General features: G+C 37.6%; 14 protein-coding genes. 12 read left to right on the forward strand and 2 right to left on the reverse strand.

Going from position 1 to position 16,352, the window contains the following annotated elements; translation table 11 throughout:
- Positions 1-171: 171 nt before the first annotated feature.
- From FNN08_RS10000 to FNN08_RS10010, 3 genes are all read left to right on the forward strand, one after another.
- Positions 172-1,260 carry a flavin-containing monooxygenase gene (locus FNN08_RS10000; RefSeq protein WP_143585340.1) on the forward strand — a complete coding sequence of 363 codons (1,089 nt, stop codon included), beginning with the start codon at positions 172-174 and terminating at the stop codon, positions 1,258-1,260.
- Positions 1,261-1,347: 87 nt separating this feature from the next.
- A complete protein-coding gene (locus FNN08_RS10005; protein ID WP_143585342.1) occupies positions 1,348-2,064 on the forward strand; it encodes a DNA-3-methyladenine glycosylase I in 717 nt (238 codons plus the stop codon).
- 119 nt (positions 2,065-2,183) lie between these two features.
- Entirely contained in the window at positions 2,184-2,927 is a 744-nt protein-coding gene (locus FNN08_RS10010; RefSeq protein ID WP_143585971.1) for a class I SAM-dependent methyltransferase, read from the forward strand.
- A 62-nt stretch (positions 2,928-2,989) separates the two neighbouring features.
- Here the strand turns inward: FNN08_RS10010 and FNN08_RS10015 are convergent, their stop codons facing one another.
- Entirely contained in the window at positions 2,990-5,998 is a 3,009-nt protein-coding gene (locus tag FNN08_RS10015) for a hypothetical protein (protein WP_143585344.1), read from the reverse strand.
- A gap of 613 nt (positions 5,999-6,611) precedes the next feature.
- On the opposite strand from FNN08_RS10015, the gene FNN08_RS10020 reads away from it, so the two are divergent.
- On the forward strand, positions 6,612-7,433 hold the full coding sequence (locus tag FNN08_RS10020; RefSeq protein ID WP_143585346.1) for a transporter: 822 nt from the start codon (positions 6,612-6,614) through the stop codon (positions 7,431-7,433).
- 29 nt (positions 7,434-7,462) lie between these two features.
- Here the strand turns inward: FNN08_RS10020 and FNN08_RS10025 are convergent, their stop codons facing one another.
- The gene (locus FNN08_RS10025) at positions 7,463-8,422 is read right to left on the reverse strand and encodes a LysR family transcriptional regulator (RefSeq protein WP_143585348.1); all 960 of its coding nucleotides are present in this window, start codon (positions 8,420-8,422) and stop codon (positions 7,463-7,465) included.
- Between the two features lie 188 nt (positions 8,423-8,610).
- Between FNN08_RS10025 and FNN08_RS10030 the strand changes: the two genes are divergently transcribed.
- The 8 genes from FNN08_RS10030 to FNN08_RS10065 all read left to right on the forward strand — a co-directional run bounded on the left by FNN08_RS10030 (position 8,611) and on the right by FNN08_RS10065 (position 16,337).
- Positions 8,611-9,630 carry a DUF1254 domain-containing protein gene (locus tag FNN08_RS10030; protein WP_143585350.1) on the forward strand — a complete coding sequence of 340 codons (1,020 nt, stop codon included), beginning with the start codon at positions 8,611-8,613 and terminating at the stop codon, positions 9,628-9,630.
- A 159-nt stretch (positions 9,631-9,789) separates the two neighbouring features.
- On the forward strand, positions 9,790-10,758 hold the full coding sequence (locus FNN08_RS10035; protein WP_143585352.1) for an AAA family ATPase: 969 nt from the start codon (positions 9,790-9,792) through the stop codon (positions 10,756-10,758).
- A gap of 10 nt (positions 10,759-10,768) precedes the next feature.
- Entirely contained in the window at positions 10,769-11,716 is a 948-nt protein-coding gene (locus FNN08_RS10040; RefSeq protein ID WP_143585354.1) for a DUF58 domain-containing protein, read from the forward strand.
- Between the two features lie 59 nt (positions 11,717-11,775).
- The gene (locus FNN08_RS10045) at positions 11,776-12,282 is read left to right on the forward strand and encodes a DUF4381 domain-containing protein (protein WP_143585356.1); all 507 of its coding nucleotides are present in this window, start codon (positions 11,776-11,778) and stop codon (positions 12,280-12,282) included.
- Positions 12,275-13,303: a VWA domain-containing protein gene (locus tag FNN08_RS10050; protein ID WP_143585358.1), complete on the forward strand. Its 1,029-nt coding sequence runs from the start codon at positions 12,275-12,277 to the stop codon at positions 13,301-13,303. The genes FNN08_RS10045 and FNN08_RS10050 overlap by 8 nt, the downstream gene beginning before the upstream one ends.
- The gene (locus tag FNN08_RS10055; protein ID WP_143585360.1) at positions 13,296-14,291 is read left to right on the forward strand and encodes a VWA domain-containing protein; all 996 of its coding nucleotides are present in this window, start codon (positions 13,296-13,298) and stop codon (positions 14,289-14,291) included. Before FNN08_RS10050 ends, FNN08_RS10055 begins: the two co-directional genes overlap by 8 nt.
- Positions 14,285-14,959, forward strand: a complete 675-nt coding sequence (locus tag FNN08_RS10060) for a tetratricopeptide repeat protein (RefSeq protein ID WP_143585362.1) — start codon at positions 14,285-14,287, stop codon at positions 14,957-14,959. Before FNN08_RS10055 ends, FNN08_RS10060 begins: the two co-directional genes overlap by 7 nt.
- Positions 14,946-16,337, forward strand: coding sequence for a BatD family protein (locus tag FNN08_RS10065; protein ID WP_143585364.1), 1,392 nt, complete (start codon positions 14,946-14,948; stop codon positions 16,335-16,337). The genes FNN08_RS10060 and FNN08_RS10065 overlap by 14 nt, the downstream gene beginning before the upstream one ends.
- Positions 16,338-16,352 lie beyond the last annotated feature (15 nt).

Consider the following 16,352-nt stretch of genomic DNA (forward strand, 5'->3'; position numbering starts at 1 on the left):
TAAGTGTTTTCAAGAGCCCTGAATTAGCATTAATTCAGGGCTTTTTATTATGTCTAGCAATGGTAAGGTGTAAATCTATTGTTCCAAGCCTTTTGCTACTAAATCATCTACAAACTCTGTATTTTCTTACTTGTTTGTTATGATTGCGCAAATTTTTTGCGTGAGTAATGAATGTACGATTTTATTGTTGTCGGTGGTAGCCAAGCAGGCTTAGCCATGGGGTATCACTTAAAACAGTTAGGTTTCAACTTTATTATTGTTGATAGCGCTGATGAAATTGGTCGTGCTTGGCTTTCTCGCTGGGACTCTTTAACATTGTTCACGCCTAAAAAATATAACGCGCTACCTGGAATGAAATTTGAAGGGGACCGTGAATACCCCAATAAGCATGATGTAGCCGATTACTTAAAGCGCTATGTAAAGACTTTTGATTTACCCGTGCAATTAAATACTAAGGTTTTATCGGTTGATAAAAATGCTGATATTTACCAAGTACATACCAATACAGATGTGCTGCAATGTCGTAACTTGGTTGTTGCTACAGGCCCATTTCACACACCATTTATTCCTAACTTTGCTAAAGATATATGTAGCAGTATTAAACAAGTACATAGCCGAGATTATGTTAGCCCTGCCGAGCTTAATCAGGGTGATACATTAGTTGTTGGCGGTGGTGATTCGGGCGTGCAAATACTGGCAGAGGTTGCTGATAGCGGTTGTGCAGCATATAGCTCTGGCGTTACTAGTACGGCATCATTACCACAAACTTTGTTTGGCAAAACCTTATGGTGGTGGCTAAAATCGTTAGGGATTTTGTCATTATCGCGCTATTCCTATTTAGGCAAACAAATTAAAAAACGTATGCAGCCAGTTATTGGTACTAACGTTAAAGCCCTTCTTGCCCGCGATAATGTTAAGGCATTAGGCCGTACTTTAAGTGCTAATGGTACAGAGCTTACATTTAGCGACGCCAAAGTTTCATCAATAAAAAATATTATTTGGGCAACTGGATATAAACCAGATTTTTCTTGGTTAAGTGGTGAAGGCCTTGAAGATATTAAATTTACTGATGATGGTTATCCAAGTAATTATCGGGGTATTGGCGATACCCAAGGTATGTATTTTATTGGGTTACCTTGGATGCATACACGCGGCTCTGCTACCTTAGGTGGCGTTGGCGTTGATGCTCAATATCTAGCGCATCATATTGCTCAGCAAATTCAAGTAGCAGATGAGGAGCTAATTAACTGCACTGTCTAGTTTTCGTGGCTGCTAATACATTCTTTCTATTTAAATTCTAACGCTTTACCTTTAAAATGATTTTACAAAAAATCATGAGGTAGAGTTTTGGAAAAGTTAGCAGCGATATATCAGCGAGCATTAGAGCGTAAAGGGGGCGAAGAACAGCTTGAGCTTTTACTTACTCCTTATCAAACTTTAACCAATTCAACTGCCGAGTTAGCTGCTTTAGGCCATGATCGTTTTTTAGCTGAATTTACTAAGAAAGTTTTCCAATCAGGCTTTGTGTGGCGTGTTGTTGAAAATAAGTGGCCGGGCTTTGAAGAACATTTTTTTGACTTTAATATTGAAAAAATATTAATGATGTCCGATGAAATGTTAGAGACCAAAGCGCAAGATCCTAAAATTATTCGCAATTTTAATAAAGTTAAAACCATTAAAGCTAATGCCCATATGATTTATGACGTAAATCTTGAGCAAGGCGACTTTGCCAAGTTTATTGCTAACTGGCCGAGCGAAGATATTATTGGCTTGTGGGCATTTTTAAAAAAGCACGGTCAACGTTTAGGTGGTAATACTGGCCCGTACGCTTTGCGCGCGTTAGGTAAAGATACTTTCTTATTGGGTCGTGATGTTGAAAGTTACTTCCGCAACTACGATTTGATCAGTGGCGGTATCAACACCAAGTCGAGTTTAAATACAATTCAAGCCTGTTTTAATGATTGGCAGCAACAAAGCGGCTATAGTTTAATGAAAATAAGTCGCCTTATTGCCTTAAGTATTGGCGATAACTATTTACACGCAGAACAAGTTGAAAGCAATTAATGTCAAAGTCACCGTCATCACATAGCTCTTCTTTTCACTCGCCAAAGTCATCAGATTCAGTTGCTGTTACTAAAGAAAGTGCCCACTGTATTGTTTTTGCCGATAGCTTTAATAATTTAATGCGCGCTGAAAATGTAGCACAAAAGTGGGGATTGCCTTTTGGTGGTGAGCTGCGAGATTTAAATAAAGTTAAAAGTGCGTTCTATTTATTGTCTACCGATGAGCAACTGCAACTGTATAAAACCGATGAACCTAAACTAGGTGCCATTGTCGTGGATTTTGTTGGTGGCGCAGTAGCCCATCGCCGCAAATTTGGTGGTGGTCGAGGACAAGATATTGCTAAAGCAATAGGCTTAAAGCATGGTTTTGAGCCCAATGTACTTGATGCTACTGCAGGCCTTGGTCGTGATGCTTTTTTATTGGCAAGCCTTGGCTGTAAAGTGACTATGATGGAGCGACAATTACCGGTTGCCGCATTGCTTGATGACGGTCTTGAACGCGGTAAAAATGATGCTGAATTAGGGGGATGGCTCGAGCAGCGTTTATCGTTAATTAATGAATCATCGATTGAAGGTATGGAAAAGCTTAGTGATATTGATGTTGTTTATTTAGATCCTATGTATCCACACCGTGAAAAATCGGCTGCGGTAAAAAAAGAAATGCGCGTGTTTCAAACCTTAGTCGGTAGCGACCCCGATGCCGATGACTTACTTGATAAAGCGTTAGCATTAGCTAAGTATCGAGTGGTAGTTAAGCGCCCCAGCTATGCCGAACCTTTAAATGGCAAAAAGCCATCAACAAGCATTAAGATGAAAAAAAATCGCTTTGATGTCTACGTTAATCAAGGCATTCCTAAACATTAATATGTTAACGTTTAGATAATCAAAACCCCGTCATTAAGTCGGGGTTTTATTGCTAATCTTTACTAGTTACCTGTAGGTTGTGTAATGCTTAAATCGATTGCATGCATGGTATCTAAATCGCCCCAACTGATAAAAGCACCATCTGTTTTTTCAATCAGTATTGAATACTCAAGTACCCAAACATTAGCGACATTTGAAATTTGCTTAATAACTTGTTCTTCTCCATTGTCGTTTAACCACAATACACTTAATACATTATTAGAAGTTAAGTAGGCATAGTGTCTGTGCTGCCACAAATAAATAAGTTCCTTGATATCGGTATGCTTTAATGTTTGACCGCTTTCGTTTACCTGAAATAATTCTTTATTATCGGTTAGAATGAGAGTATCGAAACTTGGAATTGTAAATGCAGTTATAACTGCAGTTGGTATGTCGTTTATATATTGAAACTGGTCGTCATAAAGACTGCTACCAAAAGCAAAGTTTTGGCCTTCAAGCGTTGTGGCAATAAACCCGCGTGTCGTATAGGTAACGCTTTCAAAGTCATCTCTTTCTGAAAGTGATGCGGGAATGGTCGCTGTTTTAATGCTTTGAACCTGCTTATTGGTATTAAGTGCCACAACACCCGCATGCCTTTGACCGTAAACTTCAGCTATATCTTCGTATACTTGTACTGAATAAAGCCCGCCAAATTTAACTAATTTATTGTCAGCTGTTAAGGCATAAAACTCTTGCTCAAAATAGAATATATCATTAACCTTTTGCAAAGCATTATTGATTGCAGCTATTTCATGTTCAGGGTAATAATTGTTGATTGTATGTTTAAGCCAATGACTAACACTGCCATCTTGATGTATAAATACAATACCATCATAAGTTGACGATACTACTTTCTTAACATCGGTTAAGCTTGCGACAAAGGTGGAAAAGCCTTCAGTTGGCTCATCACTGTCTGGTAACCTCTCGTAATAAACGTTACCAGTAGCTAAAACAGCTAAAATAGCGTGATCGTAATAGCCAAAACTCACAACATTGTTCAATTCTCTGATTTTTTTAGGTAAAGATGGCCCTCTGATAGCATGTAATTTACCTTTGTCGGTTAACATTACTGTACTTGAACTAATATGCTGCATACTCACAGGTTGGCTAATATTGTCTTGAATATAATTTGATTGTGCACCACCAATAATAAATTCTCCACTGGTTGTGATTGCCGCAAAATTATTGTTATTAGAAAAAGCCAATCTTGCGATTTCTTTATCTTGAGTATCGCTATTAAGTTCAGAAAACAATCCCCAACTGTAAGCTCGATTGTTGTTATCTAACGCCCAGAAAACCCCGTTTTCTACAAAAATATCTTTAATATTTGCCAGCTTTTCAGCGGCTGTTATTAACGCTAGTAGCTTGTGGTGATGAATAGGCACTATTTCTCCCCACATTATTACATTGCCATCTTGGGTTAAGGCTGCAAACATACCACTATCACCAATAACTTTTTTGAGGTCAATGAGCTTATCGGTTACATTAAAGTATTCACTCTGATAAGAAAATCTCCCCCAAGAAAAAGCAGTCTTTTGTTTGGTGAAAGCCGTAAGGGCAGAGCCACTATCAACTATGTAGTCAATATCGTGGAGTTTATCTTGTACGCTGCTAGAATCCCCACCCTCTGAAGCTCTCCCTGCGGTTGTTACTTCACCGGTCTCGCTAATGACCGTTATAGGTGATAAAAGCCCCTTTCTGAATAACTTCATTGGTTGTTTAAGATCGTCTAAAACAGAATAATCATCAAGGGAGTCTTTATAACCTAAAAAGCGACTATTATTATCCTCATCTGTTATTATCAATCCAGCATTGCTGGTTATTACTTGGGTGATATTTACAAATGGTTCAATCGAAAATGCGGGCTCTCCCCAGATTAAAAGTGTTTTATCTTTTTTCAGGGCAGCAAACACAAAATCGGTGGTATAAATGTGTTCAATATTTACCAATTGCTGATTTATTTCATTAATGGTTAATACTGGCTCGCCATAGAAACTGGTGTTTGTACTATAAGTGATGGCAGTGTTATCTTGCTTGAGTAACGTGACACCAAGCGGGTTAACAATAACGTCTTTAACATTGGCGATAGGTTCTTTTGGTAACTCTAGTCCAGTAAAATTCTTATATCCCCAAATAACAACACTATTATCTTCACGTAGGGCCGCAAAGCCTGAACCATCATGGTGGGCATATATTTTGGAAACATTTTGTAAATACTGTTGCACATTGGATGAATCACCTCCACTTCTTGGATCTCCCCATGTTGCAACACTACCGTCTTTGCGAATAGCTGAAAATGCTGATTTATTTGCAACAATAGCTTGGGCTGAATTTTTAGTGCTAACAGCAAAGTTATAAGTCAGGGTGTCATTTAGTGTAATGGTGGTTTGGGCTTTTGTAAGTGAAAAAGGTGATGATTTAACTCGAACAGTTAATAACTGTTCATTATTAATGGTACTTGACTCTGCTGAGAAGTTTCCTGAATCTATAGCATACTCACCCCCATCAATAGCGATACTAATAGGCTTTGTAATACCGGTAATAGTGATTGGGTCAGATTCTATCCATTGCTCGGGATCTACATCTGCTTTATTATTCAATACCAAGTTTTTCGGTGTTGTATTGTGTTTTGTGGTTACGGTAAAGCTAAAGCTTTTATCGCCAATAGCCAATTGCATGCTCTTTTCAGTAAAAGCTTGCTCAGAGGAACGTAATTTTAGGGTGATAGTTTGGTTGCTCTCGACGGTGCTTGGTGTGTCGATAAAGCTTTGGTTGTTTATACTATACTGTCCGCCGATAACTGAAATATCTGTCTCGGTATTTATGCCTGTTACGGTTAAAACATCAGAATAAATATCGCTATTTAACTCAGCGTCAACAATTTTATCTATGTTAATACTATCGGGAGTTGTATCGATAATTTCAGGTGTTTTTTGAGTTTTATCAGAGCCAGCGCCACCACCACAAGCGGCCAAAAACAAACAACATACAATGGTTAAAAAATATTTTTTTAAAGAGGTTTTATGAGACATAACACATACCTGTGAGTTTAAATTCCTTGTGAAATGGATTTTAACAATTATATTACATCTGTACAATTTAATTGTTAAAATTAATCTAAAAGTCAAACTTATAAAAATCACTCGTCATTTATCGGCGTAAACTTATCACATAGGATTAATAATGAGTTTGCCATTAGTTGTTCTGCACCAACCATCTCAACTTCACATTTAAATTTAGCGCGCAGTTTAGTCATCAGTAAATCAAACCATCATCGCTAGAAAGAAAAATACTTTATCCGCTCTTGCTGCTTACTCAATAGCAACGAAAATCATTTCTGCATCCCAGCAGCTTTACGTCAAATGCAAGCCTTTATGCACTAACTTAACTTATCTACATGGCTAATATTCAAAGATAAAAAGTGTAAGGCTAATTTAATTCATTATTTTTATTCATATTAACTATTAGTGAATCATGCCTAATTAAATCTATTGTTTGTTGCTATATTGTTAATATACATGGGCTTAAATGTAACCTAAGCTATATTTTTATGTGATAGGACGTTGTTTGAGCTAAATAACTAATGCGAGTTGCTTAAACGTATCCCTTTATTTAGATCTGAATTTATTTAAGAGGCCTGAAATTTTGTTCAATATTAATAAAAAAAACGCTATTTCCTTAGCATTGTGTTCTTCATTATTTACTGGTGCAGCTTTTGCTCAAGAAGCAAGTGAAGGCAGCTCTTCAAAAGACATGGCACAAAATGCTGTAAACCCACTCACCACAACCATCACTGTACCTATTCAGTTTGAATATAATGAAAATATTGGCCCAACAGATGATGGCACTCGTTCTACTGTATTTGTGCAACCCATCGTGCCTTTTGATTTAGGCGATAACTGGAACTTAATTACCCGCACTATTGTGCCATTTATTCAGCAGGATGATATTTTTCCTGGAGCTGGCTCGCAAAGTGGTATTGGTGATATTAGCGAAAGTTTATTCTTTTCACCCGATGAAACGATTGGTGGCTGGACCTTAGGTTTTGGCCCTTATTTACAGTTTGATACCGCAACGGATGATTATCTTGGTTTTGAAGAGCATGGCGCAGGGGCTTCATTTATTGCATTAAAAGTTGATGGCCATTATCAATATGGTTTTTTAGCTACGCAGATGTATTCAATAGAAGGCCATGTAGGTGGGGCTTATAGCAACACCTTTATCCAACCCTTTTTTGATTACACCACAGATGGCGGCTTAACGTGGGAGATAACATCAGAATCTAATTACAATTGGAATGATGATCAATGGTCTATACCGCTAACCCTTACAGCATCACAATTTTTTATGGCCGGAGACCTACCAGTACTACTTGGTGGTGGCTTTAAATACTGGCTTGAATCCGGCCCAATGGATCCTGAAGGAATGTCGCTTAACCTGAATCTGTATTTATTATTCCCGAAATAATAGTTTTAACAACATTAGAGAGTACGCAATTAATTTTTATTTTGAATGACAGCAGAAACACTTTTTATAAGTAATTGTTTTAGCCATTGATGAGCACTGCTTTGATGAGTAATGCTGTGATCATTTAGGTATGTAGCAACCGCGTATTTGTCATCATCAAATAAAAATACTCGTTCAAACTCTTTGGCAAACTTAGGCTGAGCCATTAAATAATGGGCACCAATTAGTAAGTAGTCATTTGCAATCATGACTTCAGATAACAAGCCTAATTGGCTGCCTTTTAATGCGACTTTTCTTTGTAATTGATTATCTTCAATGTATTTCAAAGCAGGGTGAGGCATTGATGCATCAGAGTTTGAATCTAAGTTATGTTCAACAAATTTATATTGTAGGCAATCGTTAAGGGTTATTTGGTTTTGTTTAGGTTCTTTGCGCAGTAAAGGGTGATTTTTACTAGCAAATATTGCTGGATAGGCATTACCTAAGAATGTGGAGCTAAAGTTTTCTTCAGTAATAGGCTTTACATAAATGGCAAAATCTAGATTACCACTAGCTAATTGCTTTGATTGCTCTACAGAAGACGGTTGCTGAAAGATAACAACATTAGGTGCTTGCTGAGCGACTAGATTTATAACCGGTAGAAGTAATGAGTGGCCCATTAAACTTGGTACCGAGATAGAAAATGATTGGTCACAAGTTTCACGGTTAAAATCAACACCATCGATTAAATCATTAAGTTGACTTAATAATAGGGTGATAGGTTGTTTAAGCTCTTGAGCTCTAACCGTTGGTCTTAATCCATTGGCCTCACGTATAAATAATGGGTCTTGGAAAATATCACGCAGCTTTTGTAATGCTCGACTTACAGCTGGTTGCGAAACAAAAAGTTTTTCGGCGGTACGACTAACGTTATTTTCCTCAAGTAATATTGAGAGAGTAACCAGTAGGTTTAAGTCGATTCGAGCAAGGTTTTGGGAGATTGAACGCATTAACTTTCCTTTACCAAATATTTAGATATACGGTAGGAGTATAGCACATATCAAAAATCGTTATTTGTAGTTATATGGGGTTGGGACTAATATTCTAATCAACAAGTTGCTGAGTAAGCTTTTTAGGTTATTTAGCCGTAAGTATTAAATTGAAACATATTTTATTTGAATTATTTAAAGGTGCGAACATGAAAAAAGTATTACTAACCTCATTAGCAGTTGCCGCGACATTATCATCGTCTGTTTTTGCGAAAGACTTAACCGTTACTCGTGACAACTTTGTCCAAGCTGAAACTAGTAAATATTACGCAGTTACTATTATGAAAGCAGGTGGTGTTAATAAATTTAAACACTATTTAGTACCACCAGAAACTGAAGCTCAGCCTATTGTTCGCATGAATCGCGACACGCTATACAGCACAGCCGTTCTGGATGTATCAAAAGGTGGCACCATCACTGTTCCTGATGTGGGTGACCGCTATATGTCAATTCACTTTGTTGATGAGAATCACATTAGTTACGACATGATATATGGTCCAGGTACCTATAAAGTGCCAACAAGTACTAATTTTATGTTTGTTAACGTGCGTTTTGGCCTTAGAGATATTAATGACAAAAATGAAATTGCAGAAATTAACAAATATCAAAAAGCCATCAAACTAAACTTGGGCAGTGCAGACAAATACGTACCGTTTAACCCTAACTTAAAAGAGTTAGCTGCTGGCACTGAAGTAATTAAAGAAGAGCTTTTAGAGGAAGTGCAAGCATTAAAAATTGCTGACTCTGCTTATATGTTTGGTACGCCAGATTACACTAAACCAGAGTATCACCTAATGGGTGTGGCTTATGGTTGGGGTGGTGCAAGTTATAAAGATAACATTTATCAATACTCACCATTTTTTGAATCAAATAAATGTCATGCAACAACATTCCCAGATCCTAAAAACGTTGGTGGTTTCTGGTCAATGACGGTATATAACTCAGCTGGGTTTATGTACAACGATAAAGCCACAATTAACTCAAATATTGCGGTACCAAATAAAGATGGTTCTTTTACTGTTCATTTTGGTTGTGAAGGAAAAGCGAACAACATCCCAACAAAAGGACATGATGGTTCTTGGAATGTATTAGTTCGTCATTACACGCCAAGTGCACGTGTTAAAGACTTAAACATTGATCCATCAAAAACTATTAAGCCAGTTAAATAATAACTAGTTAATAGCTCAAAGCCATACCTTAAATGTGTGGCTTTTATGATATTAATTAACAACTTATTAAAGCATATTTTTTATTTGAACTATCATTAATCGTTCTTAATAAACTAACTTTAAAATTATACAACAGGTTAAAAATTCAAAGGAATTACCATGAACCCAACACTTAATACCATTTTGCAATTAAAAAAGCAGTTACAACAATCGGTTATCGGGCAAACGCATATGGTGGAAACACTGCTAGTTTCGTTATTAACTAATGGTAACGTGTTATTAGAAGGTTTACCGGGAACAGCAAAAACTCGTTCAATTAAAGCCTTGTCAGAAGCCCTTAGTGTTGATTTAGGTCGTGTTCAGTTTACCCCTGATTTATTACCTTCTGATGTAACGGGTACTGAGATCTATCAAGATGTAGATGGTAAGCCAACATTAACCTTCCAAAAAGGTCCTGTATTTAACAACTTACTATTAGCGGATGAAATCAACCGCTCTCCAGCAAAAGTCCAAGCCGCTTTGTTAGAGGCCATGGAAGAAAGACAAATAACTGTAGCAGGTAAAACCTACAAACTACCTGAGCTATTTATGGTACTTGCTACGCAAAACCCAGTTGAGCAAGAAGGTACTTATCCATTACCAGAAGCGCAAATGGATAGATTTATTATGAAAATAAATCTTGATTACCCAAGCCATGAAGACGAAGCAAAAATCATCAAATTAGTTCGTGGTGAAGAAAAGCCTAGTGAAGAAAAAATAGAGCCAATCGATCCGCAATGTATTTTTGATGCCAGAAAACAAATCCAAGACATCCACTGTAGCGATGCAGTTCTTGATTACATGGTATCTATTATTATCGCCACCCGTGAACCAGAGCGTTACCCAGATTCACCACTTGCAAAATGGGTAAGTGTAGGTTCAAGCCCGCGAGCGAGTATTGCACTAGATAAATCGGCGCGCTCAATGGCGTGGTTAAATGGCAAAGAATTTGTCGACCCAGATGATGTTCGTCAGGTTGTTCATGGCGTGTTAAGACATCGCTTAATTTTAAGCTACGATGCCATTGCTGATGGCGTGTCATCTGATCAAGTGATAGATGAAATTCTTAAACAAGTAGCTGTTGCTTAAAGAGGCGCTCATGAACGCGACTAATGCTAAAAACAAGGCTTCGCGAGATGATCCTAACATCTATACCAGTTTAGATTCTTTGCGCCGCTTACAATTTAAAGCACAAGGCTTTTCGTTTACACCTAAGCAGCCGATAAATAGTATTTTAGCTGGTAAAAATGTGTCGAAACTTAGAGGCCGAGGCTTAAATTTTGAAGAAATGCGTCAATACCATATCGGTGATGATATTCGTACCATGGACTGGAAAGTTACGGTACGAACAGGCAAGCCACATGTAAAAGTTTACACTGAAGAACGTGAACGCAATGTATTTCTGCTTGTTGATCAACGCCAAAGTATGTTTTTTGGAAGTAAAGGCAAAATGAAATCGGTAATAGCTGCAGAAATTGCCGCTCTTGCTGCATGGAAGGTACTTGAAGGTTCAGATAGAGTCGGTGGCATTATCTTTAATGATGACAAGTCAGTAACCATGCCTGCTAAACGCAGTAAGCACCAAGTAATTCAATTTTTATCTGAAGTTACTCGTCAAAATCAGCTATTAAAAAGTGGCGATGTGGGTAAAGAACATCACTTGTCGCTTGAAGGTATGCTTGAGCAATTAAAACGAGTTATTGGTCATGACGCATTAATAATGTTTATTACTGACGGCTACGGCTGGAATGATAAATGTAATGAGTACATAAAAACCATAACTCAGCATAACGAAATGATCTTTTGCCATGTTAGTGACCCACTTGAGCACGAGCTAGCAACTATGCAGCAAATGGTCATTAGCGATGGTGATATGCAAATCGAAGTATCTTCACAAAAGCCGGAATTACAGAAAAAGTTTCAGCAAGATGTGATTGATAAATTAGAACTATTTGCCAAAGTTGCTGGTAAATATCGCATCCCAGTTTTGCCGTTCGATACCGTAACCGACACAGTAAAACAAATGCGTAAAGGGCTTGGCCTTTAATTTACCTTGCAGCTTTTTAGCGATAAAAGTTAAACAAATTAGGATGAAAACTATATTTTATGGTTGTCACAGCTACAGATTCTATAACCCCAAACCAAGCTAACCCTTTATTAAAGGGGTTTAGTGAGGTTGCTGCACCGGCTGAAGTTAGTTGGCTGCCACAAACGTTAGGGTGGCAGTTAGTGTTATTGCTGATTGTCAGTTATTTATTATATCGAGTGTATTTAATTGCAAAGCGTTATATTGCCAATGCCTATCGTCGAGCGGCGCTGGTTAAGTTATTGCAACTTGGCGATGAAGCGACTGATGTACAAAAAATACCACAGTTATTAAGAAGAACGGCTCTTTATGCTTACGACAGGGAATTAGTTACACCATTAATAGGTAATGACTGGGAGCAATGGTTAGACCAAGAATGTAAAGGCGCTACTTTTGCTGCTAATTGTCCTGGTATTTTAAATCAACTGGCTTACGCGCCAGATATTGCCATTGAACCGTCAAAGCTTGTTGTGTTTAAACAGCAAGTTGCCCATTGGATAAAAAATCATAGGGGCCAACATGATTGAATTAGCATACCCATGGGCGCTAGCTCTTTTAGTATTGCCTGTTATTGTCTATTTTGCTTTGCCGGCTTATAAAGAGCAACGTGATTCACTACAGGTTCCTTATTTTAAACGCTTGGTCAAAGTCTCTGGTGAACAACCTCGTGCTGGGGCGGTATTACTTAAACGCAACGTTATTCAAAAAATATTATTGTTTATTGGCTGGATTGCTTTAGTGTTCGCTATTGCTAAACCAGAGTTTGTTGGCGAGCCTATTGAGCTTAAAAAATCTGCTCGAGAAATTATGGTTGCCCTTGATCTGTCTGGCTCAATGTCTGAACAAGACTTTACTGACAAAAATGGCAAACAAATTGACCGACTTGCAGCAGCTAAAATTGTTCTCAATGACTTTGCCAGTCAACGCCAAAGTGATCGTTTAGGTTTGATTCTATTTGGTGATTCCGCGTATTTACAAGCGCCGTTTACTGATGATATTCCGGCATGGCAAGAATTACTTAATGATACTCAACTTGGTTATGCTGGCTTTTTTACCGCCTTTGGTGATGCTATTGGTTTATCTATAGCAACCTTTGAGCAAGAAAAAAGTAAACAACGAGTGTTAATTTTACTGACCGATGGTGAAGATACGGGCTCTAAAATGCCACCTATTAAGGCTGCTGAAATAGCGGCTAAACATGATATTAAGATTTATACCATTGCTGTTGGTGACCCTAGTAGTAAAGGTATTTATAAAATGGATTTACCTACTTTGGAAAAAATAGCCAAGATAACCAATGGTGCAAGTTTTCAAGCGATCAACCAAGAAGAGCTACAGCAAGCTTATAAAACCATTAATGAGTTGGAAGAACAGCAATATGAAAGCTTATCTTTTAGGCCTCGTACCAGCGTGCATCACTGGGCATTCGCTGTGTATTTTATTGCCAATTTATTAGTGATCTTTATTTATCTTTTAGGTCAGGTAGGCAAAAAAGTAAGTCTATCTCGAGTTCAAGAACAAACGAATAAAGGAGACGCACATGGTTGATTTTATTTTATCAGCGTGGGATTCCTTAGCGTTATCACAACTAGGTAATTTTCATTTTTTAAGACCTTGGTGGCTTTTAGCAGCTGTGCCTTTATTTGTGTTTTATCGTTTACTACATCTTAGCGGCGACTTATTTAGCCAATGGCGCGGCGTAATGAATGAAAATATTATTAGTAGTTTGGCGCAAACTCAGCAAAAAAGCAGATGGTTTAACCCTAAAAAATTGTTTGCTGTGTTTTGTGTTATTGCCACGTTAGTTATGGCCGGACCAAGCTGGAAACAACAAGCAACGCCATTTTTTGTCGATGAGTCGGTATTAGTGATTGCACTGGATGTATCTGAATCGATGCAGACGAGTGATCTACAGCCATCAAGAATACTTAGAGCAAAGCAAAAAATTAATGAATTGCTTGAAGCTCGAGGTGATGCCAAAACCGCATTGATTGTTTATGCCGGTAGTGCACATGTTGCTATGCCAATTACCCGAGATAGAAAAATGATCGCGCATTTTCTTGATGTACTTGATACCGATTTAATGCCTGAAAAAACCAAGAACCAGCAATCAATTATAAAACCGGTTGCAAAGCTATTAGCGCAAACCAATTCGCCCTCAACCTTGTTGTTAGTTACTGACAAAACAGATAGCGATAATGTTGGCAAGTTTAAAGAGTTCTTTAACGAACAACAGCATCAAATGGTGGTTTGGGCAATTGCCGAAAATCCAGACAGTGGTTTAGCAAGCAGTACCGGTCTTTCTGAGATGCAGTTGCAACAACTAGACAGCTTAGCAGATGCAGGGCATGGCAATTTAGTAACCTTTACCCATAGTTCTGATGATGTTCAAAATGTGAAGCGTTCTATTAATAACAACATGTTTTTAGGTAATGATAAGTCTCAGCCATGGTATGACGCGGGCTATTTATTATTGTTTATATTATTAATCTTACAGGCACAGTGGTTTAGACGTGGGTGGACGATGCAATGGTAACTTATCAACAAACTTTAAAAGCCAATGAAAATGTAGCAAACAACCCGTTCAAAAGTGTTTTAGCGTTTTTATCGGCAAAGAAAAAACACCTAGTTATCGCAATAATTGCTGTGCTGGCGCTGTCTATTTATTTAAAGCCACAAAGCTTTATTAATTTATGGCTAACCCGTGATCAGCAAGGTCAAATATATTTTGAGCGTGGCGATTATGAAAAGGCAGCCTTAACCTTTGCTGATACTAAATGGGTTGCTTATAGCTATTACTTACAAGGTGACTTTAAGCAAGCCGCTGCAATATATTCTCGTTTTGACGATCTAAATTCTAACTTTGCTAAAGCTAATGCTGACGCCCACAGCGGTAAATATTTGCTAGCAATAGATGAGTTTGAGCAAGTATTAAAACAGCAGCCTGATCACAAAGGAGCGGCCTTTAACAAGGACATGTTAGAAAAGTTAATGGCGACCATGGTTAAAAAACCAGGAAAGAAAGCTGTTGATGATGAAGGTGAGATCAGTTTTAGAAAACAAGAAATGGATGCCAAAGATATTAAAGACAAAGCAGAGAAAAAGTCTCTGTCAGATGAGATGTGGTTGGAAAATGTACAAAAAAATCCTGAAAAGTTTTTACGCAAAAAATTTCAATTGGAGTATATAAATGCTTCTAAGTAACGTTTACCAAGTACGCAACAAAGCGATGAGACTGATAGCTATAATTATTAGCACTTGCTTACTATTTGTATCTATAGCAAGTAATGCAGCAAGTATTGACGAGTTAGTTGCGAATAAACAAATCGTGGTTTCAATGAAGCTAACGAATCAAACAGACATTATACCTAATGAACCAGCAATATATGATGTTGAAGTATTAAGTGCCAGTCCGTTTTTTGACAACATGGAATTATCCTATGTTGATGTTACAAACTCTGTTGTGGTGCCACCTAGTGAAAATACTAAGTTAGATGTACGTAGCATTGACGGTAACGATTGGTTTGTGCAAAGTAAAAAAGTCATCATTTATCCACTTCAAAGCGGTGAATTTGTTGTACCTAATATCGCGGTAAAGGTTTCTATAAACGTAAATAATAATGAGAAAATTGCTGGCGCTGTTAGCACTGAGAAACAAACGTTTTTGGTAACCGAATCACCGAATGAACTGCAAGGTTTAGAGTATTTGGTTAGTTCTAATTTAGAATTAGAGTTGCGAAAAAAATCGCCTGAACAAGAAAAACTTGAAGTAGGGCATGCGATCACGCAAACCTATATTATTAAGGGTGATGACTTACATACATTAGTACTACCTGAATTTAATATTCCCGAATTTGATGGCGTTAAAATGTATAAAAAAACGCCAAATAAACGGGATGAATTCGAAAGGCTTGCTAAAATCGATCAAGCAAGTATTCGCCAAGAAGTGACGTTTATCTTTCAAAAGGATGGTTACTATGTGGTTCCTGAACAAAAAGTACTGTGGTGGAATACTAAAACCAAGGCTGTTGAGGAAGCAATAATTGCTGAACAAACATTTGTTGTCGGCGATGGTGTACCGTCAGCGAATAATGACGCAACAAACGCAAATGCACAGAAATCGCAGTTATCACTGCCTATTATGCAATGGCTTATTATTCTTATTATAGCGGTGTTTTTAATTGCTATTTTAGTGGCGCTTTATCGTCATAGAGATGCCATGATGCAGTCGTTTGATAGATTAAATAACACACAGCGCAAGCAAATTGTTAGCAAGTGTTTGCAGCACGTTGCTGAGCAAAATCATAAAGCCGCGATGATGAGTTTATATCAACTGGCAAGTTTAATACCAGGAAACATAAATTCACTGGTTGAACACTTAAAAGCTAGCCCCAAACAACAAGAACTTTTAATGAAATTACAAGAGCTTGCGTTTGGTTCTAATGATAAAACTGATTTAACTTTCTCTGCAGAAGATGCACAGCAGCTAGTAGCGGCTATATTAAAAAATAAAAAAACAGGAGCTCAAGTTAAGCGCTTTACCTTCTCAATGGATCTTAATAATGCAGACAACAAAACATAACTGCATTATGTAAAT

This window comes from Thalassomonas sp. M1454, assembly GCF_007097525.1.
Taxonomy (GTDB): domain Bacteria; phylum Pseudomonadota; class Gammaproteobacteria; order Enterobacterales; family Alteromonadaceae; genus Thalassotalea_A.

What these genes read in the sequence shown, in the direction of transcription:
- FNN08_RS10045 (WP_143585356.1), top strand. Translation starts at nt 11,776, where the DNA reads ATGGTTGTCACAGCTACAGATTCTATAACCCCAAACCAAGCTAACCCT.
- FNN08_RS10040 (WP_143585354.1), top strand. Translation starts at nt 10,769, where the DNA reads ATGAACGCGACTAATGCTAAAAACAAGGCTTCGCGAGATGATCCTAAC.
- FNN08_RS10030 (WP_143585350.1), top strand. Translation starts at nt 8,611, where the DNA reads ATGAAAAAAGTATTACTAACCTCATTAGCAGTTGCCGCGACATTATCA.
- FNN08_RS10015 (WP_143585344.1), bottom strand. Translation starts at nt 5,998, where the DNA reads ATGTCTCATAAAACCTCTTTAAAAAAATATTTTTTAACCATTGTATGT.
- FNN08_RS10035 (WP_143585352.1), top strand. Translation starts at nt 9,790, where the DNA reads ATGAACCCAACACTTAATACCATTTTGCAATTAAAAAAGCAGTTACAA.
- FNN08_RS10025 (WP_143585348.1), bottom strand. Translation starts at nt 8,422, where the DNA reads ATGCGTTCAATCTCCCAAAACCTTGCTCGAATCGACTTAAACCTACTG.
- FNN08_RS10055 (WP_143585360.1), top strand. Translation starts at nt 13,296, where the DNA reads ATGGTTGATTTTATTTTATCAGCGTGGGATTCCTTAGCGTTATCACAA.
- FNN08_RS10065 (WP_143585364.1), top strand. Translation starts at nt 14,946, where the DNA reads ATGCTTCTAAGTAACGTTTACCAAGTACGCAACAAAGCGATGAGACTG.
- FNN08_RS10060 (WP_143585362.1), top strand. Translation starts at nt 14,285, where the DNA reads ATGGTAACTTATCAACAAACTTTAAAAGCCAATGAAAATGTAGCAAAC.
- FNN08_RS10010 (WP_143585971.1), top strand. Translation starts at nt 2,184, where the DNA reads ATGCGCGCTGAAAATGTAGCACAAAAGTGGGGATTGCCTTTTGGTGGT.
- FNN08_RS10000 (WP_143585340.1), top strand. Translation starts at nt 172, where the DNA reads ATGTACGATTTTATTGTTGTCGGTGGTAGCCAAGCAGGCTTAGCCATG.
- FNN08_RS10050 (WP_143585358.1), top strand. Translation starts at nt 12,275, where the DNA reads ATGATTGAATTAGCATACCCATGGGCGCTAGCTCTTTTAGTATTGCCT.